Source organism: Jeotgalibacillus sp. JSM ZJ347 (assembly GCF_044383825.1).
Lineage (GTDB): Bacteria > Bacillota > Bacilli > Bacillales > Jeotgalibacillaceae > Jeotgalibacillus.
The window spans coordinates 602,017-625,423 of record NZ_JBISEN010000001.1; the positions used below are offsets into that span (position 1 = coordinate 602,017).

35 protein-coding genes and 1 riboswitch are annotated in these 23,407 nt (G+C 39.8%); of the genes, 19 read left to right on the forward strand and 16 right to left on the reverse strand.

Translation table 11 applies throughout. The features are described 5' to 3' along the window. Window positions 1-2: 2 nt before the first annotated feature. Window positions 3-620: a 5-bromo-4-chloroindolyl phosphate hydrolysis family protein gene (locus ACH6CZ_RS03100; protein ID WP_374095956.1), complete on the reverse strand. Its 618-nt coding sequence runs from the start codon at window positions 618-620 to the stop codon at window positions 3-5. Window positions 621-886: 266 nt separating this feature from the next. Here ACH6CZ_RS03100 and ACH6CZ_RS03105 point away from each other — a divergent pair, with 266 nt between their 5' ends. Both ACH6CZ_RS03105 and ACH6CZ_RS03110 read left to right on the forward strand, forming a co-directional pair. Then, a complete protein-coding gene (locus ACH6CZ_RS03105; protein WP_374095957.1) occupies window positions 887-1,219 on the forward strand; it encodes an ArsR/SmtB family transcription factor in 333 nt (110 codons plus the stop codon). A gap of 81 nt (window positions 1,220-1,300) precedes the next feature. After that, window positions 1,301-1,657: a DUF1033 family protein gene (locus ACH6CZ_RS03110; protein ID WP_374095958.1), complete on the forward strand. Its 357-nt coding sequence runs from the start codon at window positions 1,301-1,303 to the stop codon at window positions 1,655-1,657. Between the two features lie 16 nt (window positions 1,658-1,673). Here the strand turns inward: ACH6CZ_RS03110 and ACH6CZ_RS03115 are convergent, their stop codons facing one another. Next, complete coding sequence (locus ACH6CZ_RS03115) at window positions 1,674-2,795, reverse strand: AI-2E family transporter (RefSeq protein WP_374095959.1); 1,122 nt, start codon at window positions 2,793-2,795, stop codon at window positions 1,674-1,676. A gap of 94 nt (window positions 2,796-2,889) precedes the next feature. Between ACH6CZ_RS03115 and ACH6CZ_RS03120 the strand changes: the two genes are divergently transcribed. The 4 genes from ACH6CZ_RS03120 (at window position 2,890) to ACH6CZ_RS03135 (ending at window position 4,376) form a co-directional block, all read left to right on the forward strand. Further along, window positions 2,890-3,168: a YkvA family protein gene (locus ACH6CZ_RS03120; protein WP_374095960.1), complete on the forward strand. Its 279-nt coding sequence runs from the start codon at window positions 2,890-2,892 to the stop codon at window positions 3,166-3,168. 208 nt (window positions 3,169-3,376) lie between these two features. Next, window positions 3,377-3,577, forward strand: a complete 201-nt coding sequence (locus ACH6CZ_RS03125; RefSeq protein ID WP_039809180.1) for a cold-shock protein — start codon at window positions 3,377-3,379, stop codon at window positions 3,575-3,577. 131 nt (window positions 3,578-3,708) lie between these two features. Further along, window positions 3,709-3,840 (forward strand): hypothetical protein, encoded by a 132-nt coding sequence (locus ACH6CZ_RS03130; RefSeq protein WP_374095961.1) that lies wholly within the window; start codon window positions 3,709-3,711, stop codon window positions 3,838-3,840. Between the two features lie 80 nt (window positions 3,841-3,920). After that, on the forward strand, window positions 3,921-4,376 hold the full coding sequence (locus tag ACH6CZ_RS03135; RefSeq protein WP_374095962.1) for a YkvA family protein: 456 nt from the start codon (window positions 3,921-3,923) through the stop codon (window positions 4,374-4,376). A gap of 32 nt (window positions 4,377-4,408) precedes the next feature. Here ACH6CZ_RS03135 and ACH6CZ_RS03140 read toward each other — a convergent pair whose 3' ends face one another. After that, window positions 4,409-6,013: an ABC-F family ATP-binding cassette domain-containing protein gene (locus ACH6CZ_RS03140; RefSeq protein ID WP_374095963.1), complete on the reverse strand. Its 1,605-nt coding sequence runs from the start codon at window positions 6,011-6,013 to the stop codon at window positions 4,409-4,411. Window positions 6,014-6,174: 161 nt separating this feature from the next. Here ACH6CZ_RS03140 and ACH6CZ_RS03145 point away from each other — a divergent pair, with 161 nt between their 5' ends. The 5 genes from ACH6CZ_RS03145 to ACH6CZ_RS03165 all read left to right on the forward strand — a co-directional run bounded on the left by ACH6CZ_RS03145 (window position 6,175) and on the right by ACH6CZ_RS03165 (window position 8,921). After that, window positions 6,175-6,777, forward strand: a complete 603-nt coding sequence (locus ACH6CZ_RS03145) for an alpha/beta hydrolase (RefSeq protein WP_374095964.1) — start codon at window positions 6,175-6,177, stop codon at window positions 6,775-6,777. A gap of 127 nt (window positions 6,778-6,904) precedes the next feature. After that, entirely contained in the window at window positions 6,905-7,285 is a 381-nt protein-coding gene (locus ACH6CZ_RS03150; RefSeq protein ID WP_322420885.1) for a PadR family transcriptional regulator, read from the forward strand. Between the two features lie 133 nt (window positions 7,286-7,418). Next, window positions 7,419-8,306 (forward strand): CvfB family protein, encoded by an 888-nt coding sequence (locus tag ACH6CZ_RS03155; protein WP_374095965.1) that lies wholly within the window; start codon window positions 7,419-7,421, stop codon window positions 8,304-8,306. Further along, complete coding sequence (locus ACH6CZ_RS03160) at window positions 8,296-8,715, forward strand: hypothetical protein (RefSeq protein WP_374095966.1); 420 nt, start codon at window positions 8,296-8,298, stop codon at window positions 8,713-8,715. Before ACH6CZ_RS03155 ends, ACH6CZ_RS03160 begins: the two co-directional genes overlap by 11 nt. Window positions 8,716-8,729: 14 nt before the next feature. After that, window positions 8,730-8,921 (forward strand): hypothetical protein, encoded by a 192-nt coding sequence (locus tag ACH6CZ_RS03165; RefSeq protein ID WP_374095967.1) that lies wholly within the window; start codon window positions 8,730-8,732, stop codon window positions 8,919-8,921. Between the two features lie 191 nt (window positions 8,922-9,112). On the opposite strand, the gene speD is transcribed toward ACH6CZ_RS03165, so the two are convergent. Further along, window positions 9,113-9,949: an adenosylmethionine decarboxylase gene (gene speD, locus ACH6CZ_RS03170; RefSeq protein ID WP_374095968.1), complete on the reverse strand. Its 837-nt coding sequence runs from the start codon at window positions 9,947-9,949 to the stop codon at window positions 9,113-9,115. A 106-nt stretch (window positions 9,950-10,055) separates the two neighbouring features. After that, the gene (locus ACH6CZ_RS03175; RefSeq protein WP_374095969.1) at window positions 10,056-10,685 is read right to left on the reverse strand and encodes a metal-dependent hydrolase; all 630 of its coding nucleotides are present in this window, start codon (window positions 10,683-10,685) and stop codon (window positions 10,056-10,058) included. Window positions 10,686-10,854: 169 nt separating this feature from the next. On the opposite strand from ACH6CZ_RS03175, the gene ACH6CZ_RS03180 reads away from it, so the two are divergent. Further along, window positions 10,855-11,007, forward strand: a complete 153-nt coding sequence (locus tag ACH6CZ_RS03180) for a lmo0937 family membrane protein (protein ID WP_374096507.1) — start codon at window positions 10,855-10,857, stop codon at window positions 11,005-11,007. Between the two features lie 42 nt (window positions 11,008-11,049). Here the strand turns inward: ACH6CZ_RS03180 and ACH6CZ_RS03185 are convergent, their stop codons facing one another. Next, window positions 11,050-11,988 (reverse strand): LCP family protein, encoded by a 939-nt coding sequence (locus ACH6CZ_RS03185; protein ID WP_374095970.1) that lies wholly within the window; start codon window positions 11,986-11,988, stop codon window positions 11,050-11,052. A gap of 170 nt (window positions 11,989-12,158) precedes the next feature. Here ACH6CZ_RS03185 and msrA point away from each other — a divergent pair, with 170 nt between their 5' ends. Next, entirely contained in the window at window positions 12,159-12,677 is a 519-nt protein-coding gene (gene msrA / locus ACH6CZ_RS03190) for a peptide-methionine (S)-S-oxide reductase MsrA (protein ID WP_374095971.1), read from the forward strand. A 42-nt stretch (window positions 12,678-12,719) separates the two neighbouring features. On the opposite strand, the gene ACH6CZ_RS03195 is transcribed toward msrA, so the two are convergent. From ACH6CZ_RS03195 to ACH6CZ_RS03220, 6 genes are all read right to left on the reverse strand, one after another. Continuing rightward, on the reverse strand, window positions 12,720-12,884 hold the full coding sequence (locus ACH6CZ_RS03195) for a hypothetical protein (protein ID WP_374095972.1): 165 nt from the start codon (window positions 12,882-12,884) through the stop codon (window positions 12,720-12,722). Between the two features lie 3 nt (window positions 12,885-12,887). Then, window positions 12,888-13,622, reverse strand: a complete 735-nt coding sequence (gene queE, locus ACH6CZ_RS03200) for a 7-carboxy-7-deazaguanine synthase QueE (RefSeq protein WP_374095973.1) — start codon at window positions 13,620-13,622, stop codon at window positions 12,888-12,890. Continuing rightward, entirely contained in the window at window positions 13,623-14,060 is a 438-nt protein-coding gene (gene queD, locus ACH6CZ_RS03205; RefSeq protein WP_374095974.1) for a 6-carboxytetrahydropterin synthase QueD, read from the reverse strand. Next, window positions 14,057-14,713, reverse strand: a complete 657-nt coding sequence (gene queC, locus ACH6CZ_RS03210) for a 7-cyano-7-deazaguanine synthase QueC (RefSeq protein WP_374095975.1) — start codon at window positions 14,711-14,713, stop codon at window positions 14,057-14,059. Before queC ends, queD begins: the two co-directional genes overlap by 4 nt. An 89-nt stretch (window positions 14,714-14,802) precedes the next feature. Further along, a riboswitch (PreQ1 riboswitch) is annotated at window positions 14,803-14,847 on the reverse strand. Between the two features lie 75 nt (window positions 14,848-14,922). After that, the gene (locus ACH6CZ_RS03215; protein WP_374095976.1) at window positions 14,923-15,123 is read right to left on the reverse strand and encodes a cold-inducible protein YdjO-related protein; all 201 of its coding nucleotides are present in this window, start codon (window positions 15,121-15,123) and stop codon (window positions 14,923-14,925) included. Window positions 15,124-15,302: 179 nt separating this feature from the next. Further along, entirely contained in the window at window positions 15,303-15,602 is a 300-nt protein-coding gene (locus tag ACH6CZ_RS03220; RefSeq protein ID WP_374095977.1) for a hypothetical protein, read from the reverse strand. A 148-nt stretch (window positions 15,603-15,750) separates the two neighbouring features. Here ACH6CZ_RS03220 and ACH6CZ_RS03225 point away from each other — a divergent pair, with 148 nt between their 5' ends. Together ACH6CZ_RS03225 and ACH6CZ_RS03230 are read left to right on the forward strand one after the other, a co-directional pair. Next, on the forward strand, window positions 15,751-15,951 hold the full coding sequence (locus ACH6CZ_RS03225; RefSeq protein ID WP_374095978.1) for a hypothetical protein: 201 nt from the start codon (window positions 15,751-15,753) through the stop codon (window positions 15,949-15,951). Between the two features lie 89 nt (window positions 15,952-16,040). Next, window positions 16,041-16,202 carry a hypothetical protein gene (locus ACH6CZ_RS03230; RefSeq protein WP_374095979.1) on the forward strand — a complete coding sequence of 54 codons (162 nt, stop codon included), beginning with the start codon at window positions 16,041-16,043 and terminating at the stop codon, window positions 16,200-16,202. 53 nt (window positions 16,203-16,255) lie between these two features. Here ACH6CZ_RS03230 and ACH6CZ_RS03235 read toward each other — a convergent pair whose 3' ends face one another. The 4 genes from ACH6CZ_RS03235 to ACH6CZ_RS03250 form a co-directional block, all read right to left on the reverse strand. Further along, window positions 16,256-17,125, reverse strand: a complete 870-nt coding sequence (locus tag ACH6CZ_RS03235) for an SDR family oxidoreductase (protein WP_374095980.1) — start codon at window positions 17,123-17,125, stop codon at window positions 16,256-16,258. Window positions 17,126-17,230: 105 nt separating this feature from the next. Continuing rightward, a complete protein-coding gene (gene thrB / locus ACH6CZ_RS03240; protein ID WP_374095981.1) occupies window positions 17,231-18,151 on the reverse strand; it encodes a homoserine kinase in 921 nt (306 codons plus the stop codon). Continuing rightward, window positions 18,148-19,209 (reverse strand): threonine synthase, encoded by a 1,062-nt coding sequence (thrC, locus tag ACH6CZ_RS03245; RefSeq protein WP_374095982.1) that lies wholly within the window; start codon window positions 19,207-19,209, stop codon window positions 18,148-18,150. The genes thrB and thrC overlap by 4 nt, the downstream gene beginning before the upstream one ends. Further along, window positions 19,209-20,507 carry a homoserine dehydrogenase gene (locus tag ACH6CZ_RS03250; protein ID WP_374095983.1) on the reverse strand — a complete coding sequence of 433 codons (1,299 nt, stop codon included), beginning with the start codon at window positions 20,505-20,507 and terminating at the stop codon, window positions 19,209-19,211. Before ACH6CZ_RS03250 ends, thrC begins: the two co-directional genes overlap by 1 nt. A 223-nt stretch (window positions 20,508-20,730) precedes the next feature. Between ACH6CZ_RS03250 and ACH6CZ_RS03255 the strand changes: the two genes are divergently transcribed. The 4 genes from ACH6CZ_RS03255 (at window position 20,731) to ACH6CZ_RS03270 (ending at window position 23,406) form a co-directional block, all read left to right on the forward strand. Further along, the gene (locus ACH6CZ_RS03255) at window positions 20,731-21,051 is read left to right on the forward strand and encodes a hypothetical protein (RefSeq protein WP_374095984.1); all 321 of its coding nucleotides are present in this window, start codon (window positions 20,731-20,733) and stop codon (window positions 21,049-21,051) included. A gap of 90 nt (window positions 21,052-21,141) precedes the next feature. Next, window positions 21,142-21,552 (forward strand): hypothetical protein, encoded by a 411-nt coding sequence (locus tag ACH6CZ_RS03260; protein WP_374095985.1) that lies wholly within the window; start codon window positions 21,142-21,144, stop codon window positions 21,550-21,552. Between the two features lie 4 nt (window positions 21,553-21,556). After that, entirely contained in the window at window positions 21,557-21,937 is a 381-nt protein-coding gene (locus tag ACH6CZ_RS03265) for a DUF1499 domain-containing protein (RefSeq protein ID WP_374095986.1), read from the forward strand. Then, on the forward strand, window positions 21,937-23,406 hold the full coding sequence (locus ACH6CZ_RS03270; RefSeq protein ID WP_374095987.1) for a dihydrolipoyl dehydrogenase family protein: 1,470 nt from the start codon (window positions 21,937-21,939) through the stop codon (window positions 23,404-23,406). The genes ACH6CZ_RS03265 and ACH6CZ_RS03270 overlap by 1 nt, the downstream gene beginning before the upstream one ends. Window position 23,407 lies beyond the last annotated feature (1 nt).

A 23,407-nucleotide genomic window follows, 5' to 3' on the forward strand; every position in this document is an offset into this window, starting at 1 on the left:
CGTTATTTTTGCTCTAGTGTATTTTTTGCCATATCAAGCTCTATTCTCAGCGTATCAAGATCATTTGATAAAACCTTCATCAGATCCTCTTCAAGAGAACGGTTTAATTCATGCAATGTTTGTCTTGTATCCTCCAGTGATACCAGTATTTCCTTATCTTTCACCGGCTGAGTCACAAGCATGGTATATTTTTCTGTCAGTTCCACAGCGCTATCCAAATGATAAAAGAAAAATCTTTCGGATGTGTAAAAACGCTTTGGATCTTTTTTCACGATGGTAAAGATACGTCTTGAAAACTTAATCATATCATTTAACTGTCTCATTGCTGAGATTGAACGGATTTGCAGTTGTTTTCCCTGCAGGCGTGAAATCTTCTTCTGAGCTTCTTTCAAGTTTGATTGAATATACTCATATTCTCTTTTTGTTAAGCCGTATGACTTCAACAGAGAACGCTTTTGAAACCATTTGATTGTATAAAATGGAATGACTCCTCCGGCAACACCGGCAAGCAGTGAAGGCCAGAATGAAACATTCATTATAAAGATGGCTGTGATCCAGGTGATTGTTCCAATCGGAAGTGATATACCAAGACGGGTTATAAAATTCAATACTTGTTTCATATCCATCTTCTCCTTATCAGGACTTATATTATTTATTACGATTGTAAGCAGTAATAAGTTTCAAATATCCTTTTTTATATTGTCTATCATTCAGGAAAAGGAAGCAAGCAATGCAATTATTGAAATTTTTTTTAGACTTAAAGACTATTTAAAACGAAATAAATTCCAAAGAGAGTAGTATTTTTTATTTGTTGGAGGTATAATATAATCCGAACGTACTATATATGAGCCATTTGGTTTATTTTTTTGGAAGCGAGGGGCAGACAATGAGTCAACACGATGATTACTCACATGAGTTAGCTGATATTTATCGCTTGTTTGGGGATCGCACAAGGTTAATTATGGCGCAGAAGATGGCTGAAGAAGAGTGGACGGTGTCAGAATTTGTTCAATTATTTGGTATCAGCCAGCCTCTTGTCAGCCAGCACATTAAAAAACTTAAAACTGCGAAATTAATTACGGAGCAGAGGCACGGCAAACGAATCCTTTATAAGCTGAATCAGGAAGCTGAACACTATTCTTTAGTGTTAAAAATTATCGATCCTTTAACGCAGGAAGAATCTGAACAGGGAACAGATATTGAAATGGTAAATGTGTAAAAGAGTGAGCAGATCCGTTTCATTTCCAGACAAGGTTCAGTACACTTAAAAGCAGCACATGAAAGAAAGGTGGTGCTGCTTTTGTGGCGGATCGTACAGTTGAAAAGCGATGCAGAACCATGGTGGTTCCTAGAAGGTTGGGAATCTGACATTGTGGATGAGTGGACATTTGATTCAAAACAAAAAGCATTTGATTTTTACAGAGATAAAATGGATGAAAACCTGATGAGGTATAAACATGTTCGTGTAAAGAGGGGCAATCAGGCAGCGTTCTGGAATGAAGATGAATATTTTTTCTGTGATGACTGCGATGAGGACTTACAGGTCTATCACGGCTTTATTTTATTTTCACCGGATGCGCCTTATACAAAAGAGGATATGACAGAAAAAGAAAAGCAGTTTTTTGAAAAAATCTTTGCAACAGAAAAAGAGGCCTGACATGCAGGCCTCTTTTTTATACCATTTTACTTTTTTTCATCCGCTGGTCATCATAGCGCTTCCGGATTGTGATAAATCTATATGCATTCACAATAATCGCTTTGCCGACAGCGTAAGTTGGTACAGCCATGATTAGACCTAATAAACCACCAAAGCTTCCGGCTACTAACAATAAGAATATAATTGTCAGCGGGTGTACCTGAAGTTTTTTCCCCATTACCTGAGGTGAGATCAGGTTACTTTCAATCTGCTGTGCAGCGATCACAACAAGAATGACAAAAAGTGCAGTAAGGGGTGAATCAATGAATCCAACAACTACTGCAGGGATTGTGCCAATAAAAGGACCTACAAAAGGAATGACATTCGTAAGCATTGCAACTAATGCGAGAACAATCGTATACTCAAGACCGATAATCAGGTATCCGATATAAAGAAGCACGCCCACACAAAAGCTGACAATCAGCTGGCCCTGAATATAAGAGCTTAAAGCTACATCCATATCCTGAAGAACTTTTCTGCCTTCAGGACGGAATTCTTCCGGTGTAAAGCGGAGAAACTGTTCAGGAAGCTTCTGACCATCTTTCAGCATATAAAATAAAACAAACGGGATTGTGACAAGCACGATTGCAATATTCGTGATCACACCGATAATTGACATCAGGTTTGACCCGATTGCGTCAAGTGATCCCTGCAATGTACTCGCTACCCGGTCCGTAATATCCTGTATGGAAAAATCCTGCTGTGCCTGAAGATTTTTAAACCAGTCAGACTGAATCATATTCATTGCCACAGAAGATAATTCATTAAATATTGAAGGGATATTATCCACCAGTGAGTTAAACTGTCTGGATAACGGTGGTCCGATTAAAAAGAACAGGCCTACAATTAATCCGATCCCGGCAAGGTAAATCAGCAGAATCGAAATGCCTCGCGGTAAGTATTTAGACGCAAAATTGACAATCGGCCTCAAAAGATAATAAAGTACGCCTGCAATTGCGATCGGCGCAAACAGCGTTGTCACGATAATGACAATCGGGGTAAAGATAAACTCTACTAAGGATAATAAATAAATAATGATTAAAATGGTAATCAAGCCAAAACCAAAACGAAACCATTTTGACTTTGCTAATTCACTCAATACGTTTCCCTCCATCTATATGTATAATTGACATTATCATAACCTACAGAGTTATATTATGCTAACAAAATTATCAAGCGAAAGGATTGATTGTATGAAATTCATTAAAAGAATTCAGTTTGTGTTTCATTTCAGAAAGTCATTGCCGTTTATTAAAGATTTCTTTACTTCATCTGCTGTGCACCCCGGGAAGAAGCTGCTTACCGGGGGATTAATTGCGGCATATGCAGTCATTCCGGCAGATATCATCCCTGATTATCTCTTTTTAGTAGGGATTACTGATGATATAGCTTTTACAACATTTATGCTGCAGCTTGCAGTCAAAATGGCGCCGCCTGAACTGAGGGAGAAGCACCAATTGCACATCAAATAATTTTTAGCAAAATATTGACTAATTAATTTGACATTCACTTTAAACGCTGTATAATGAGGGTAACAAGTCAATAAGCAATGATACCTGCATGACAAGATTCACATATTACAAAGAGTGATCGGAAAGCACGGTACTTTTTGTAATATGTGAATTTTTCTATTTCGGTAAGTTTGCATATTGTCAATTTATTTTTTGGAGGTTTTTCATTATGAAAACTGGTACAGTAAAATGGTTTAACGCAGAAAAAGGTTTTGGCTTCATCGAAGTTGAAGGAGAAAACGACGTATTCGTACACTTCTCAGCTATCACAGGCGAAGGCTTCAAATCACTTGACGAAGGCCAGCAGGTTGAGTTCGAAGTGGTTGAAGGTAACCGTGGACCACAAGCAGCTAACGTTGTAAAACTGTAATTGTTGATATAAAACCGTTCTCTTAACTGAGAGCGGTTTTTTTCGTTTTACACACCTTTTTGCAAGGCTATGTGTGTGACCTATACAGAAAGCGGGACACAAGCATATGCTGACGACAAGGAGGGATTAAGATGAAAGAAAGAGAACCTGTTAAATCTTCAAAGCCGCACCCATTTGATTCATTTTGGGAATTTCAGAAGAAAAAAGCTGAGCGGAATGAAAAAACAAAAGAGGATCAGCATAAGAAACCTTATTGGTGGTAATTTACATGCCGGCTGTCTTATCATTAAGACTAAGCCGGTGTACATATTAACCGGAAGCCATTATAAAGGAGGATTAAGCGATGGAGCAGCAAACACGTAAAGAACAGGAAAACTTCTATTTTCGTCTGAGAAATAAAATGGATGACTTTTTAAAAAGTAAAACCGGTAAAAATCATCAATATGCGAAATACCTGCTTTTTGCACCTGACGTTTTTTATCTGTTGATTCAGGTAGTAAGAGATAAAAGAGTTTCTGGAAAAGATAAAGCGATGGTCGCAGGTGCGATCAGCTATTTTGTTTTACCGTTTGATCTGATTCCTGAAGGTTTGATCGGACCGGGTGGATACATAGACGATCTGGTTGTCGCATCATTTGTGTTACAGACCATCGTAAACAGCCTGTCACCGGAAATTATAAGAGATCACTGGGCTGGTGACGAAGATGGCATTAAAGTCATTAATAAAATTGCGGGACTGTCAGATAAAGTACTTAAAAAAGGTACATTACCTGCTTTGCTTAAAAAATTTCAAAAATAATAATCCTGCCGGGCGTCCGGCAGGATTTTCTATTAAGATGAAACCTGTTCTTTATTCCACTCAAGAAACTCATCATACGTAAGCTGCTTATCAGTGATTTTACCATCTGTAATATCAATAATGCGATTTGCAATTGTCTGAACGAACTGATGGTCATGTGATGTGAAGATCATTGCACCTTTATAATTAATTAAGCCGTTGTTAAGTGCAGTGATTGACTCCAGGTCAAGGTGATTTGTCGGCTCGTCCAACAGAAGCACATTGGCCTTTTTAAGCATCATACGAGACAGCATACAGCGTACTTTTTCTCCACCTGAAAGGACAGCTGGCTTCTTCTTCACTTCTTCACCGGAGAATAGCATACGTCCTAGGAAGCCTCTCAGGAACGTTTCACTTTCATCCTCAGGACTGTATTGTCTTAACCAGTCAACAAGGTCTGATTCCTGACCTTCAAAATATGAAGAGTTATCATGAGGAAAATACGATTGTGTCGTTGTCACGCCCCACTTGAAGCTGCCGCTGTCAGGTTCAATTTCGCCCATCAGAATACGCATCAGTGTTGTTTTAGCAATTTCATCAGTACCAGCAAGTGCGATTTTATCATTTTTATTCATTGTAAAGCTGACGTTATCAAGTACTTTAACGCCATCAATTGTTTTAGAGATGTCTTTAACCTGCAGTACATCATTACCGATTTCACGCTCTAATTCGAATTGCACGAAAGGATATTTACGTGAAGACGGTTTAATATCATCAAGTGTAATTTTTTCAAGCATTTTCTTACGGGATGTTGCCTGTTTTGATTTAGAAGCATTTGCACTGAATCTCGCTACGAAAGCCTGAAGTTCTTTAATTTTTTCTTCCTTCTTACGGTTTTGATCAGAAACAAGTCTTTGTGCAAGCTGACTTGATTCATACCAGAAATCGTAGTTACCTACATAGATCTGAATCTTACTGAAATCAAGGTCTGCAATATGCGTACATACTGTATTCAGGAAGTGACGGTCATGCGAGACAACGATGACAGTGTTCTCGAAATTAATCAGGAAGTCTTCAAGCCACTGGATTGCCTGGATATCAAGGCCGTTAGTCGGCTCATCTAGTAAAAGAACATCCGGCTTGCCAAACAGGGCCTGTGCAAGCAGCACTTTAATTTTTTCAGAGCCTGTCAGTTCAGACATTTTCTTGTTGAAATAGTCTTCTCCCAGTCCAAGTCCCTGAAGTAAGATCGCAGCATCAGATTCAGCTTCCCAGCCGTTCATCTCACCGAACTCACCTTCAAGTTCAGCAGCTTTAATGCCATCTTCATCAGAAAAATCTTCTTTCATATAGATCGCATTTTTTTCCTGCATGACTTCATACAGGCGCGTATGTCCCATAAGCACGACATTCATTACTTCTTCTTCTTCATATTCAAAATGGTTCTGCTTCAGCACAGCAAGACGCTCATCAGTACCCATAGACACATGGCCTGTCTGCGCTTCGAGCTCACCTGAGAGAATTTTCAGGAATGTTGATTTACCGGCACCGTTCGCACCAATTAAACCATAGCAGTTACCCGGGTTAAATTTAATATTTACATCTTCAAACAGCTTGCGGTCTCCAAAGCGAAGACTGACATCTGATACTTGTATCATTTAATAATCCCTCCAAGAAAACATATCAACACATTATATCACTTCTTTGACCTCATTGAAATGTAAAACGAGATACAATTAATTCGAGACTCTTAAATTTGAAAGTTTCTTTAAGTCTGAGATAGAATAAAGCAAATGACATAACTGAAAGGCGGAGATCAATGATGCATCACATTTATCATGAAGGTAAAGAAGGTAAACCGGTATTACTGCTATTACACGGGACAGGAGGCACAGAACATGATCTGCTGCCAATTGCTGATATGATCGACCCTGAAGCAAGCATATTAAGCGTACGCGGTAATGTAAGTGAAAATGGCATGCCAAGATTCTTTAAGCGCCTGAGAGAAGGTGTATTCGATATAGAGGATTTGAAGTTCCGCACAAAAGAACTGAATGAATTTATTGATGAAGCAGCAAATAAATATCAATTTGACCGCAGCAATGTGATTGCAATTGGTTATTCGAACGGGGCTAACATTGCAGGAAGCCTGCTTTTCCATTATAAAGACGCTTTAAAAGCGGCTATTCTGCACCATCCGATGGTTCCATTAAGAGATCACGATTTACCTGATCTAACAGATACAAAAGTATTTATCGGAGCGGGTGAAAATGATCCGATCTGTCCTGCGAGTGAAACGACTGATCTTACAGAGCTGTTAAACGCAGCAGGAGCTAATGTGACAACAAAATGGTATAACAGAGGGCATCAGCTGATTAAAGAAGAAGTAAATGACGCAAAACAATGGTATAGCGCTCTATAGTAGTTGGAAAAGCCTGCAAATCTGCAGGCTTTTCCTGTATAATAAAAGCAAACATATGATCGCACATGGCAAAAAGGGCACTTTTTCAGTATTTAAACAGATTTATCTTTAAAGGAGGAGACATGATATGAGTAAACATAACCCAAAAAAGTTCGCGCTGAATATGAGTGCATCACAGTTCACCAAGTTTTACATACTACATTTACTATCAATCAGGCACTCCGGTATGATCAGTGAGCATTTTAAAGCTGAATTCAGAAAGATAGGCGGAAACTGGGAGCCTGCACCGAGTACATTGCTCGATGCGCTTCATGATATGGCAGAAGAAGGACTGCTTCATCGAAAAGAAGATTATAAGTCTCATGAACGTAAGAGGCAAAAAGTTTACTGGTATACGCTCACAGACCAGGGGAAGGACGCCTTTGAAGTCATGAAAAAACAATTCCTTCCGTTATTTGAAGAACAAAAGCGGATCATACAAAATATCCTGAATACAGTTTTTAAGTAACATCGGCATATTCTGCCGGTGTTTTTTCGTTCTTTCTGTTAAAAAAGTGTCAAGCACGCTATACTTACCTGTAACAGCATCAATTTTTATGATACAGTTAATCAGTTATTGATGATTTCAGGAGGCATATAAAATGAGTGAACAAACATCTATTGGCGGTACCGTTCAGAAACTGACAGTGGGCAGTAAAACGTCATTTGGTTTTTATTTATTAAGAGGCGATGAAGAAATTCCGATAAACGATTCAGAAATTCATGAGGAGATTAACGAAGGAGACACAAGAGAGTTTTTTGTGTATCCCGACAGAAGAGGCAGACTGACAGCATCTACAATCATTCCGGAAATTAAAAAAGGGGTTTACGGATGGGCAAAAGTCATCAAAGTAAATGACCGTGATGGAGCGGCACTTGATATTGGCATTTCAAGAGAAGTAACCGTTCTTCCGGAAGACCTTCCTGCAGTAAAACACGTATGGCCGGAAGCAGGCGACTACTTATACATCACACTTCGCACAGACCTTGCAGGGCAAATGTTTGGAAGGCTTGCAACTGAAGAGGTTGTTCAGGTTCTTTCAGAACGGGCAGATGATGATGTTCATAACAAAGAATTAAAGGGACGTCCATACAGATTGCTGAGAGTCGGTACATTTGTATTAACAGAAGAAGGCTATCGATGCTTTATTCATGAGAGTGAGCGTAAAAGTGAACCGCGCCTCGGTCAGGATATCACAGTGCGTATTATTGGAGTAAAAGACGACGGCACACTAAACGGATCATTACTTCCAAGAAAACAGGATAAAATGGATGAGGACTCAGAAGTGATCTTTAATTACCTTCTCAGTCGCGGCGGCAGCATGCCATTCGGAGATAAAAGTAACCCTGAAGACATAAAAATGATTTTCAATATGAGTAAAGCATCTTTCAAGCGGGCGCTCGGAAGACTTTATAAAGAAAAGAAAATTGTTCAGAAAAACGGTGAAACGCATCTGGTCCAGCATAACGGAGCAAGCCATGAAAATTGATTTATCCAGGCAGGAGTACCGCGAGCTAATTAAAGCCGTCTATCTTACAGACATGATTAAACATTCCATGAAGGAAGCTGAAAAGCATGATCCGGCATTCATTGCAATGGAACAGAAGCTGTATGGCTATTATCAGGCATTTGAAAGCCAAGACCTGATAGAAGAAAATGATGAGGTGCTGATGCCGACGCTTTTAATGGAATCAGAGGAGTCCATGCATCTTAGAACGTATGAAAATTCGATCCTTGAAGACCAGATCGCGGCAGTTCTTGCCAGAAACGAACTGGAAACTCAAATAAAAACCGGTAATATCAGTGAAGACAACGCCATTGAGCGATTAATTCAACTGGAAGAAAAATACCACCAGCTGATTGCTGAAAAAGGATTATCTGCGCTTACTGTAAAATAAAGGGGTGAATGCGCTTGATGAGAGTACAGCCGGCAATGATTGCATTAAATCTCATATTTGCTTTATTTTTTGGCATCTGGAGTATAAGAAGGTTTCTCGATGAAGATTTTGCTCTTGGCGTATTTTTAATTTTAATCAGTGCTGTTAATGGTTTTATTGCAATGAGACGATATAAAATTGCTAAATTACATGAAGAAACAAAATAAAAAGTGCCGGCGCACTTTTTATTTTTCTATCCCGTCTCACTATTAGTAGTAAACTTTTGATGTGAGACCAAATACGTGATTTTAACTCAACTTCCTATAATATATATTATGTAAACTAGAAAATAAAAAATAATGAACTGTCAGATCAGCATGTCCCCCCTTCATGAAAAAAATAACCCGTGGATCACGGGTTATTCATTTCTCGACGGATCTCTTGGATGTGCACGCATATTTTTGCCGTAAAAGATTTCATCCATCTCTATTTTCAGCTTGTCAGTGATTTCAGTTGCTTCATCATCAGTCAGTGAATCTTTTTTATAACCGAATAAATAGTTATTCAAATCAAAATCCTTCAGCTTACATTTCGTGTGAAAAATGTTTTCCGGATAAACGTTCACATCAATCATATCGTAATCTTCTTTAATATCTGTCGGGATAAAGTTTTGTATAGAATTAATATCATGGTCAATAAATAACTTGTGCCCGTCCACATCCCGTGTGAACCCGCGCACTCTGTAATCCATCGTCATAATGTCTGTATCAAATGAATGAATCAGATAGTTCAGTGCTTTAAGCGGTGAAATTTCTCCGCAGGTTGATACATCAATATCAGCTCTGAATGTACTGATTCCTTCATGCGGATGATATTCAGGATATGTGTGTACAGTAATATGACTTTTATCCAGATGAAGTGCTGCTGTAGACGGCAGCGGTCCAGGTGACTCTTCATAATTTTCAGTTGGTACTTCCACAATTGGTCCTTCAGAGACAAGAATCGTCACACTGGCTCCCTGCGGTACATAATCCTGCTTTGCGACGTTAAGGACATGCGCACCAATGATATCAGCCACGTTCGTTAAAATCTTTGTAAGCCTGTCTGCATTATACTGCTCATCAATATAAGCAATGTACGCTTCACGTTCCTGCTTGGATTTCGTATAGCATACATCATACATATTAAAACTCAGTGACTTTGTTAAATTGTTAAATTCATGCAATTGAATTCTTTTTTCTTGTGACAACTTCATAATCAAACTCCTTTAAACATGCGAGTATTTATCTTCATACCCCCGACAATCATATCTGAAACGGTTTATGGTAGTAGTTTACCACTGCTGTCCAGATTTATAAACGTTAAAACTCCCTGCTGTAGAACGGAAGAAACCATTTTACACCTTTTTTATTAAACGGGAGTGCCTTCATATCAAGCACTAGATGACTTAAATAAGCCAGGAAACAAACAACTGTAATTCCTTCTATACTCAAACTGTTTTCAAGTGTATGAGCAATGTAAGAGAATAGGAGCAGACCACAAATTGAATGCGTGAGGCCTCTGTGCGGCAGAAATGAACTGACAGTCGTGAATAACCCAAAGTAAATTATCCAATACTCTGTATAAAACCAGCCGATCCCAACGATCGCAAGTCCGGTTAACATCACCATAAATCTCTGTTTAATTAAAAATCTCGGTGCAATAATCAGCGTGAGAGCTGCTATGATCCCTCCTGCTTTGAAAAAGCCCTGCAGAGAAATGAGACTGTAGATCCCAATCAATACTCCGACCGCAGATAGTGTATACCAAAGCCATTTGCGGTGCAGAGATATTCTGTTAGACAGTCTACCATTAGTATCAAGGTCCGGCGCCAATGCGGCTGTACTCCCAAGAAGCATAGCAAGTCCCGTTGCTGCCGGTTCCATATCATAATAAACAGCTGTACTTAACCCGATCGCTGTGCCAACAAGTGCATGTGATGCACCTTTCATAATCCTTCATCCTTTTCTATATGTATATAAAACCATTATAGCGAACGTATGATCGAACTTCCACAAACCAGCAAATTTCAATATTTTTTTATAATTCAGATTAACAGTGATTACTTAGGGTAAATAATGACTGTATCCAATCTTATACAGAAAGGGGTGACGGCATATGATGAGAATATTATGGTGGATTATTGTTATTCTTGTAGTGGTTTGGTTAGTTGGACTGCTATTAGATATTGCTGGTGGAATTATACATGTACTAATAATTATTGCAGTCATCTTAGTCATCTACAACCTGATAACCGGCAGGAAAAAATTATAGATAAAAACGCAGCCCCCAATCATTTGAGGCGCTGCGTTTTTATTATTTCAGAAATTCTTTAATTGCTTCCTGGTTCACTGCCCAGTCGAGTTCTAGCACTGATCCTGCCCCTTCATAGGTTGGTGTGGAATAAGATCCTTCGATCGGAACTGTTAACCTTTCCACTTCTCCACCACCGCTAAATAAAACGCTCGAAAACAGACGCAGTTTTGCAGTCTCCGGTAATGAAGTTTGTAAATAAGGCTGTACTGCACCAATTGTTTTTGGAGCCCTCGCAATAGAAGTAATGCTCACTGTGTGGTCAATTAACGCTTCAATCACCTGCTGCTGCCTGTTTACCCGTCCAAAATCACCTTCACTGTCAGCTCTGAAGCGGGCGTAGCCAAGTAATTCTTGTCCATTCAGTTGCTGATCGCCTGGTTCTAATGAAACTCCGATTTTTTCAGACATTGCTTTTTCGACATTTATGTCTACACCATCAGGCGCAATCGTATCAACAGCTGTCTCAAATGCTTTAAAATCAACAATCATATAATCATGGATCGGAATATCAAAGTTTTGATCAACTGTCTGCCTGAGCAGTTCAGGACCACCCAGATAAAACGCAGTATTTAATTTATATGGACCATATCCAGGTATTTCAGTGTAGATATCTCTCATTAAAGATACAAGTTTTATAGTGTCACTTTCATGGTCCCACTGTGCAATCATCATCGTATCAGATCTTGACTGTTCTTCCCCTCTACTGTCAACACCGATTAATAGAATGTTTCTTTTCCCATTTTCAGGTGATGACCGTTGAAAATCCTCACCCTGTATTAAATCCGGCGCAGCACCTTTAGAAGATTGATAGCCAATCCAATACTGACTGCCTGCGTACCCGGCAATGACCAGGATAAACAGAATAAATAAAGTAAACAGGAATTTGCCTTTTTTCAGTTTTCTTTTTCTTTTATGTCTTCGTTTTACTCTTGTTTCCATAGTTCCTCCTAAGTGTCTCAACACTTATTAATATTGTGATATTCATATAGACGCCTTGAAAGCATCATTCGTTACACTTTAAACCCTCTTTTTTAAAAAATCAAACCTTATTTCGGGAAAATCTGATCTAGTGATGGTAAAATAAATTATTCAATATTGGAGGTTTTACGATGAAATTAGAAAAAGCGACATTTGCAGGAGGATGCTTCTGGTGCATGGTTAAGCCCTTTGATCAGTTTGATGGAATTGAAAAAGTTGTTTCGGGTTATACCGGTGGACATATTAAAAATCCAACTTATGAAGACGTTAAATCAGGGGAATCGGGACACCGTGAAGCAGTAGAAATCACATTTAATCCTGAAGTGTTTCCTTATGAACAGCTTTTAGAAATTTACTGGCAGCAGGTAGATCCGACTGATGATGAGGGTCAGTTCCAGGACCGCGGGCCATCATATCGTGCGACGATTTTTTATCACAATGAAGAACAGCTGAAAAAAGCTGAACATTCTAAACAGGAACTTGCTGATTCAGGGCGTTTTAAGAAGCCTGTTATTACGCCAATTGAACCGGCTTCAGTATTCTATACAGCTGAAGATTATCATCAGGATTTTTATAAAAAAGAACCTGAAGCATATAAAAAAGACAGAGCACAATCGGGCAGAGATGAATTTATTGAAAAACACTGGTAATAATGAAAAAGGAAGGCCGCGACTGATCGCGACCTTCCTTTTTTAAATCATTTTAATTAATAACGCATCAAATATGAACCAAACGCCTGCAATCATTCCTCCAAGTGCGAAGAATAAGATGATGACATTACGTTTCACATGGTCTTTTCTCATTTGGTATGTGAATAACAGACTGGAGATTAGACAAATGATGATACCTGTAATCAATGACTACACCCCTCTTTTATTTCCCCACACATAAGTGTGCAGCTGAGGCAGTACACGTACCTGATTCAGTTGAGGGTTTTCCATGACCTGATCAATCAGCCATTCATAGCGGGATATCAGATTTGGAATTAATTGCTCGTCTCTCTCTTCATGCACCTGATCATTCCCCACCTGAAGATAAAAAGGGACGCCTGGATAACGCTTGTGAAGGTCTTCAGCATACGCAAGATCCAATTCATCAAAAATGACTACTTTAAGAGAGTAATCATTCTTTCCTTCACGAAGTTTAAGAATAATATCATCAAGAATACCCATGTTCGGCTTCATCTTAGAGCTGGGCGGCTTGGGAGAAAGCGTAAGATCATCTATATCCCAAAACCAGTCCTGCCAGATGCTTCCCTGTGTCTCAAGCGCAACCTGGATTCCTTCTTCATGCAGAAGGTCAATAAGTTCGGCAAGGTTCTTAAGTAACGCAGGATTTCCTCCAGATATCGTCACGTGATTAAATAAATCTTTACCGGTTTCTTTTAACTCATTATAAATCTCTTCAGCTGTCATCCGTTTGATTTCATCTTTTGCACTGCCATCCCATGTAAAAGCAGAATCACACCACGAACAGCTGTAATCACACCCTGCAGTCCTGACAAACATGGTTTTCTGACCAATCACCATACCTTCACCCTGTACGGTTGGTCCGAAAATCTCAAGCACCGGAAACTTCTTTTTAGCCTTTTCCATTTACAAGTTACCTTCTTTCTTCGGACGGTACAGTACATAGCTCGTTGGCGTTTCACGCAGAAACACTTGAAGGCATGTTGGTGTATTTTCAGTCTGCTGCAGGTGCTCCTCTATAATCTCCCAGATAGACCTTGCAACGACTTCTGTTGTAGGAAAACGGTCAGAATCATCTTCAGAGAAAATCTGATCGTCATTTAATAATGTATGATCAAAACGGTCGTGTACAAGCTGCTTTATCTTTTTAAAATTAATCAGAAAACCTGCATGATCAAGATCATCACCTGCAACTGTAATATTTACATAGTACGTATGGCCATGCACAAATCGGCACTTGCCGGCACCGTCTGCAGGGATCGCATGAGCAGCTGAGAAGTGAAAATCTTTGTTTAATTCGTAAGAATAATGATGGTTTGGAGCGGGATAAATCTGCTGCATCATTTGATTTCCTCCTTCTCAGCTAGATATTCGTTCATACCTTTCAGGCGTAACTTACACGATGGACATTCTCCGCAGCCATCACCTTTTATACCGTTATAACAAGTAATCGTCTGGTTTCTTACATAATCAAAACGATTTAGCTGATCTGCAAGTTCCCACGTTTCTTTTTTATCAAGCCACATTAAAGGTGTATGGAACACAAAATCCTTATCCATTGATAAGTTGACTGACACATTCAGTGATTTAACAAAAGCATCCCGGCAATCAGGATAGCCACTGAAATCTGTCTCACAAACACCTGTTACAATATGCTTTGCCTCCACCTGATGAGCAAGTACTGATGCAAATGATAGAAACATCAGGTTTCGTCCCGGAACAAATGTTGAAGGAAGCTCTCCTTCTTTTTCCGTAATTTCTTCATCTCTTGTCAGTGCTGACGGCGCCAGCTGATTCAGCAGACTCATATCAAGTATATGGTGTCTAATGTTCAGATCGCTGGCAATTTCTTTTGCTGCCTCAATCTCAGTAGCATGGCGCTGCCCATATGCAAATGTCACAGCTTCAACAGCATCAAATTTTTCAAGTGCCCAGAACAGGCATGTTGTACTATCCTGTCCGCCACTAAAAACAACGATTGCTTTATTTTTATCCATAAAAAAAGCTCCTCTCCTGTTCATGATTTGGTCATGAAAGAAGTAAGAGTGTTCACGAGTTCACTAAAAAAAGCAGGTATTTCCCTGCATTTGGCCTAGTTTTTTATAGAGGGATGGTCGCGAACCTCTTTACCTATTCATTTATTATTATTATCTTAACACATGTCTGTACCTCTTGGAAGCCGCAAGCGTACTTGCGGCTAATATCATTAGAAATTTTGTGGATTCGGTACGACTTCGATATTTCTGCTCCCTTTGACCATATCGCTGCCACAGATTGGACACTGCTGTTTCTCTTGTCCTTTTACAGAAAAGTTATCACGCATCCAGACATTACATCCGTCAGCTGAACATTCCCATACGTCTGTCTCTTCTTTTTGAATTTCTTCAGTTGGTTTTCTTTGAAACATCACTGATTGTCCCCTTTCAGTTACAAAATCAGGTTTTATCTGCATGAGATAAAAAGGGATCTTGTAATGCTTTATCTTATAGTATATCATTACACATTTCCTATTATACACTATTTTAAAATCTTTTGCTTGATCTGATGGAAAACAAAAAACAGCCGCAAAAACGGCTGCTCTCACATTTATTCAGGAGTTCCTGGACGAGGTGGTTTATCCTCCTGATCTTCCTGCTGTTCATTATAATATTGTACAGATGTCTGTGCACCTTCTGACATCATTTTGTCATCTTCGTGAGAATAATCAGTCGTCTTCTCACCTGTTTTATAATTGTCGTATGATTTTTTTGCATCATCAACCATCTGACTCATTTTAACTTTTGAATCTTCAAATACTGTTTTAGCCTTATCCCTGTTTTCTTTTTTCTTGAAATATGCAGCACCTGCTGCACCAAGACCAAGTAATGCTAATCGTTTAAATCCCATTGTAAAGCCCTCCTCTTTCATTCATATTATCTTTATTTCCTTAATTGTTTTTTTTAAAACATCTATTTTAATTCGGAGTTGCTACTAAGTATGATTCATTAGGTAATAATCAAGGAAAAGGGAAATAAGAACTTGTAGGAGGGATATTATGAGTAAAGATAACAAGCATCAAGACCAGCCTGATCGAATCAATAGTGACCGGAAGAATATCCTTGATCGTCATGAGGATGAAAAACATACTGACCCTGTTCCAGTAGAAGATCAGAAAATTGATCAGAAGAACGAAAAGAAAAAAAGACATACACAGTCTGATTCTTCTTCAGACGGATTGCTGGAAACAGAAAAATGATGGATGTATGAAATCACCTTTTTATGTTAAAATAAGTGTGTAGGATTCCTCTAGCCAATGGCCAAATTCATCATGGAGGTGGCTTAGTTATGAAGCGAAACCGAGATGAGCTGTTAAGGGACTATCAGCCGGAGGAAACAATGCACATAAAAACAGATCAGCTGCTTTCTACCGGCTTACGGGAAGATGAAGTTCAGGAGATTACTGAGTATCAGGAAGACGGCTGGCAGTATGTAGATGAAGAATATTGAAAAGAACCCCCCGGCTAAAAAATTAGCCGAGGGGTTTTGTTGTACTGAATTATTTAACTGGAAACAAATGTGCCACCGTTAATATGAATCGTCTGTCCTGTCATGTATGAACTGTCATTTGATGCAAGCAATACATAAGCAGGTGCCAGCTCTGCAGGCTGTCCAGGTCTTTCCTGAGGGTTTTCCGCTCCAAATTCAGCGACCTGTTCACTATCAAACGTTGACGGAATTAATGGTGTCCAGATCGGTCCAGGTGCAACTGCATTTACTCTGATTTTCCGATCATTTAATGATTTTGCAAGTGACCTAGTAAAGCTCGTGATTGCACCTTTTGTAGATGAATAGTCAATTAGCTGTTCATTTCCGGCATATGCAGTCACTGAACTTGTATTAATAATTGCACTTCCTTCTTTTAAATGATTAAGGGAAGCTTTCACCAGATGGAACATCGAGAATATGTTTGTTTTGAATGTTTTTTCAAGCTGTGCTGCTGAAATATGTTCTATTGAATCCTGCGGGTGCTGTTCAGCTGCGTTATTCACTAAAATATCGAGACCACCGAACTCTTTTACTGTACTTGATACGGCAAGCTTACAAAATTCTTCATTTCCAACATCTCCGCTCAAAATTAAACACTTTGCGCCATATGCCTGTACCTCTTCTTTTGTCTGCTTTGCATCATCATGTTCATCCAGATATACGATCGATAAATTTGCGCCTTCTTTTGCATAGGCAATAGCTGCTGCTTTTCCGATTCCGCTGTCTCCGCCGGTAATAAGCGCCGTTTTCCCTTTAAGTTTTCCGCTCCCTTTGTAATTTTTATCATCATGTATCGGCTCAGGATTCATTGCAGATGTTTCTCCGGGCTGCTTCTCCTGATGCTGACTTGGCTGACCTTTCTTCTGAATGTTTGAAAATTCCATCGTCCCACTCCTTAAATCTTCGTATTCTTTAACCTTTAGTACATGTAATAACCAATTAACGCCAGATGCAAACCAAGTGGTATTTTAGATAGATAAAACCGCCTGCTACACTGACAGGCGGTTTACGTGATGTTCTGTTATTAATGTACCCTGATTAACGGGTTTTAATGTCATGATCTGGAACCCGGCAAACTGATTACCCAGTCGTTCTGCGATTAAACCCGTTTTCGCGTTTTCTGCAAAAACAGAAATGCATGGCCCGGCTCCACTGATTGTGACAGCGAATGCTCCAGCGTAACAGGCAGTTTCTTTTATTGCTTCAAGCTGCGGGAAGAACGCTTTTCTGTATGGTTCATGAAAAGTATCTTTCATCATCACTTTCCCAGCTTTGTTAAAGTCTCCGGTGATAAGTGAGGCTACTAAGACATTCGCAGCTGCACTTGTTAACACTGCACTGCGATGGGTCATTTCTTCTGGCAATACACCTCTTGATTCTTCCGTTTCAAGTTCCTCTTCAGGTGCCATTATCAGAACAGAGAACCCTTCAACAGGTATAGACACGCTTACAAGTTCATCATCTTCAAATCTTGATACAGTTAATCCCCCTGTGAGTGAAGCAGACACATTATCCGGGTGTCCTTCAATCGCAGAAGCTGCTCTGATTTGCTCATCGGTGCTCAGCTGCAGATTCATCAATCTGTCTGCAATGGTGATACCAGCAGCAATCGCTGCTGCGCTGCTGCCGAGACCTTTTGATAATGGAATTTCTGAACTAACAGTTAAAGCAGCTTCAGGGCAAGACTTCCCTGCATCTTTAGCCACTTTTTGAATCGTTTTTAGTATCAGGTTTGTTTCATCCGTGGGCAAATGCTGAAATTCTTTGCCTTTATAAGATACTTTCCAGGCAGAGTGAGACTCTACGTGAATCGACTGGATTACGGGCAGTGCAAGACCGATTGAATCAAAACCCGGGCCCAGGTTTGCAGTGGACGCCGGAGTTTTAACAGTGAATGAAGAGAAACTCACAGTTTCACCTCTCCCTTCAATTCACTTCTTAATGCTTCAATCTCAGCTTTAATCACTAGTGGTTCAAGGTCAGATACATGTATCGCCGTTTCAGGATCTTTTAATCCATTTCCAGTCAGGACAGCCGCTACTGTAGAACCTTTTTCAATTTCACCAGCAGCAAGCCGCTTTTTAATTGCCGCAATCGGTGCACATGATGCAGGTTCTGCAAATACACCTTCACGTTTTGCAATCAGCTGATAAGCTTCCAGAATTTCTTCATCCGTCACTTCTAATATATGACCCTCTGATTCTTTTAAAGCATTTAATGCAAGGTCCCAGCTTGCAGGATGTCCGATTCTGATAGCTGTCGCAACTGTTTCAGGCTGATCAAATACTCTGCCATGTACAATTGGAGCGGCTCCTGATGCCTGCGCTCCAAGCAGCCTAGGAAGACGTCCGCCATGTTTTTGGTGATATTCAGTGAAGCCTTTCCAGTAGGCTGAAATATTCCCGGCATTCCCAACAGGTAAAGCCAGAATATCCGGTACATCGCCAAGCTGATCAATCACTTCAAACGCTGCTGTTTTCTGTCCTTCAAGCCGGTAGGGATTAACAGAGTTCACAAGCGTAATATCCTCTTCCTCACTGATTTTTCTCACAAGGTTCAGTGCTTCATCGAAATTTCCTTCAATTGAAATGATTTCTGCACCATACATACGTGCCTGTGCCAGTTTGCCAAGCGCGATCTTCCCTTCAGGAATGACAACGATTGTACGCAACCCCGCTCTTGCACCGTAAGCTGCTGCCGCTGCTGACGTATTCCCTGTAGATGCACAAATAATCGCTTTACTGCCTTCTTCCTTCGCTTTAGCAACAGCCATGACCATCCCCCGGTCTTTGAATGAGCCTGTAGGGTTTGCACCTTCTGTTTTTACATAAAGAGAGATGCCCCACTCCTTAGAGAGGTTTTCTAAATGAATGAGTGGTGTATTCCCTTCATTTAAGCTCAGTAAAGGCGTCTTGTCTGTAACCGGCAGCCACTCTTTGTATTGTTCAACTAAACCTTTCCAGCGCATTAGCGGTCGCCTCCTTCTACTCTGTACTGACTGATAATTGTTTTAACTACGTCCGAACCATTTAATTCTTCTATGATCTTATGATGATTTTTTCTTGATACAGGATGCGTGATCAGAATCACTTCTGCTTCCCCTTCCTTCTCACCAGGACGCTGGATAATAGAACTTAGACTTGCTTCATACTTTCCGTATATATCCGTCAGGCTTGAAAAGACCCCGATTTTATCTTTGACGAGCAGCCTATGGAAGAACTGAGCATGCTGCTGATCTTCCTTTTTAATCTGGCGGTCATTGACATAGTCGATATGTCTTGCACCAGCAACACCAAGCAGGATATTCCTGCATGCTGCAATCACGTCAGATACAACTGAAGTGGCTGTAGGCATAGATCCCGCTCCAGGACCGTAAAACATCGTTTCTCCGACTGCGTCACCATACACATAGACTGCATTATATTCATTTCTTACTGCAGCAAGCGGATGTGAAGCTTTTAAAAATACAGGCTCTACTGCCACATCTACTCCTTCGTCATCTTTTTCAGCAAATCCAAGCATTTTCACACTGTATCCAAACTGCTCAGCCAGTGCCATATCTTCAGCAGTGATGTTTGTCATGCCTGTTACTTCCACATCATCAAGATAGACTTCCATTGAAAATGCAAGCGTTGCAAGAATCGCCATTTTTCTTGCAGCATCAAACCCCTCTACATCTGAAGTCGGATCGCTTTCAGCAAACCCTAGAGCCTGAGCTTCTTTTAATGCATCTTCATAGCTCCAGCCTTCTTCTTTCATTTTAGTCAGGATGTAATTAGTTGTTCCATTAACGATCCCCATGATTGTTGAGATACGGTCCGAAGCTAAACCGTCTTCAAGCGTTCTGATAATCGGTATACCGCCTGCTACACTTGCTTCATAATAAAGATCAGCGTGATGTTTTTCTGCAAGCTTTAATAAAGAATGGCCATGCAGCGCCATTAAATCTTTATTGGCAGTAATAACCGCTTTACTTGCTTTTAATGCTTTTTCAATTGCTTGATGAGCTTCTTCAATTCCGCCCATAACTTCTACAATCACCTGGATGGAATCATCCTGAATGACGTCGTTAATATCAGTCGTTAATTCACTTCCGTTTATATCAGCATCACGGTTTTTTTCAATATTCCGCACCGCAATTTTTTTAATTTTTACTTCAGCACCGAGTTTCTGGGATAGCTGCTTTTCATTTTCTCTGATCATTGTGGCTACACCACTGCCTACTGTACCGAAACCTAACATTCCTACGTTAATTTGCTTTTCCATCCTACGCACCTGCTTTCACTGCTTTGTTCTTTTTAAAAATACATATGTTTTTGATATACGGACAATTATAGCCCTGAGATTACAGCGTGACAACCCATTAAACCGAAGTTTTTGACGAATTCAGAAAGCAAACGCTTACATCATTCCGGTTCTTTCATTTTACTGTGGTACAGGTCCCGAAACTGTGAGAAACTAATAGTAGATTTTTCTGGGAGTGAAAGTATTGATAAAATTATTTAATTTTGCCGGGACGGCCCTGGCCATCATCATTTTTAATGTGATGCTAATGTTGATCCTGAATGCCGGCTTTATAGAAGTATCTTTCTTTGCTGGTATTGCAAGTATTGTAGCTATTCGCTTTTTTACCGCTCCGGGTAACTATGCAAAAGCAAACCGGCAGCCTGCTGAGTCATCTTTATCTACTGTGCAGTTTGAAGAAAAAAAGAAGTATTTATACCCGAAGCTAATTGAAGGAACCAGCATTGCCTATACAGCATTATCACTTGCAGCGGTTTTTATCACTTATTATGAATATTTAACGTAACAAAAACAGCACATACTGAAATGTGCTGTTTTTGTTTCACTTTTATAGGGTAAAGCAGGTTAGGTAGAGCTACGTATAGGAGGCACTGATATGATCGATCAACCATGGTTTTTAGCTGTAATCGATACCCGACCTAACGAATTTGAGGGCTACCATTACAGCGTTTGTTTTATAAACCAGTCAGATACAGTAATTGATCAGCTTACTTATACGGTTTCAGGGCATATAAACGCCTATCATCATCCGATAACAGCTGAAGAAACCAGGGAACTTGGAGAACTTAAGCCACACTACGTAGTAGAAATTGAGCATGTGCCAAAAAAGGGGTTTATCGGGGATCTGACCTATTCATTTGAACTGGTCTATCAAGGTCAGATAGAAACGCTTACCTTTTTTATCCCGAAACAGCTCACTGGTGCAGCCTTTTCTTTATATGATTTACCTGTTGTACACCAGAGAGGATATTTCTTTCTGGGTGAATCTCAAAATCTGAAGGAGTGACAAAATGAATTTAAATGAGCGATTACAAAATGAAAAGCTGCTGCCTTTAGCAGACAAACCAAACAATGTATCAACCCAAACCGATGATCCGGACAAAAGACTTGAACCACTTCCTTATAGAGGAACAAAAGAAGAATCAAAACAGCGAATAAAATCTATTTTGGAATCAATGGAAAAAGTGGTCATTAAAAATGAAAACGACTCAATGATCTACGCTATCGAAACTTCTTCTTTTTTTAAGTTTAAAGATGATATTGATTTTTTATTTTCAGATGAAGAAAAAGTGATTCATTTCCGGTCTGCTTCAAGGGTGGGTCATTCTGACTTTGGCGTGAATAAAAAGCGGATGAAAACAATCCGTGAATTGTATATGGAGGAGATTTGATGGAACGGTATCAGGCAGTCATTATAGGCGGCGGATCAGCAGGTATGACAGCTGCTTCCGGTATGGCTTCATTAGGGGCAAAGGTAGCATTAATTGAAAAAAGAGATTCCCTTGGCGGAGATTGTCTCCATTTTGGATGCGTGCCATCTAAAGCACTTATTAAAACAGCTAATATGTCTCATGATATGCATGCTGCAGCAGAATTTTTAGGTCTTCAGATCAGCGGTGAACTCAGTTTTGAAAAAGTAAAAGAGAGAATCAACGAGGCAAGAAATACAATACAATCTCATGACAGTAGTGACAGATTTACAGAACTTGGCGCAGATGTGTATTTCGGTGAAGCTTCTTTTGAGTCAGATCATATCATCAACATTGCTGATGGACCATCCATTTATGCTGAAAAAGTGGTCATTGCAACAGGGTCAAAACCTGTAATTCCACCTATTGACGGAATTGACACAGTTCCTTATGTAACAAATGAATCTATATTCGACCTCTCTTCTCTTCCTGAAAGACTCGGGGTAATCGGTGGAGGAACAGTAGGCCTTGAAATGGCACAGGCATTTTCAAGACTTGGATCAGACGTAACAGTGTTTGAAGGTGCGGGTCAACTCTTCTCAAAAGAAGACCGCGATATTACACGATTTATGGAGAATGAAATAAGCAAGGAATTAAATATCAGATTAAACACGAAAGTTGTAAAAGCGGAATATAAGAATGAAACAACTCATTTGACGATTGAGCAAAAAGGACAGCAATCAACTGAAGAATTTGATGTGATTTTAGTAGCTGCCGGAAGAAAGCCCGCGATTGATTCTTTAAATCTGGAACAGGCAGGCATTGAAAAAGTAAAAGGATTTATTCATACTGATTCAACCTTTAGAACGTCAAGACCACATATATTTGCTGTTGGGGATACAATTAATACTCTTCCCTTTACACATGCAGCAGGTGAAGAAGCAAAGACGGTTGTTTCTAATGTATTATTTGGTCTACGTAACACGCTGGATCACAGCAATACGCCGTGGGTCACGTTCACAATGCCTGAAGTGTTCCATCTTGGACTGACTGAACAGGAAGCTGAAGCGAAAAAAATTGATTATAAAGTATTCAGAGCACACCTGAATGAGGTTGACCGCTTTATTACCGCTCATGAAACAAGAGGATTTGTAAAATTTATCACTGATAAAAAAGGTTATATAATTGGCGCTCACGCTGCAGGTACAGATGCAGGAGAATGGATGCAGCTTGCAGTATTTGCAAAGAAAAATAAGATGAAAATCGGTACATTATCCAGAATGGTCTACACTTATCCTGTAAAAGCCGGTGCAGTTCAAAAAGCGGCTGATGTATTCTGGAGAGAAAAACTTTTTGACGGACCACTTCCGACACTTACTAAAAAGTTTTTTGAATTCAAATATAAACTTTCAGGTGGAAAATCCGCATCTGAGGAACAGCCGGAGACATAAA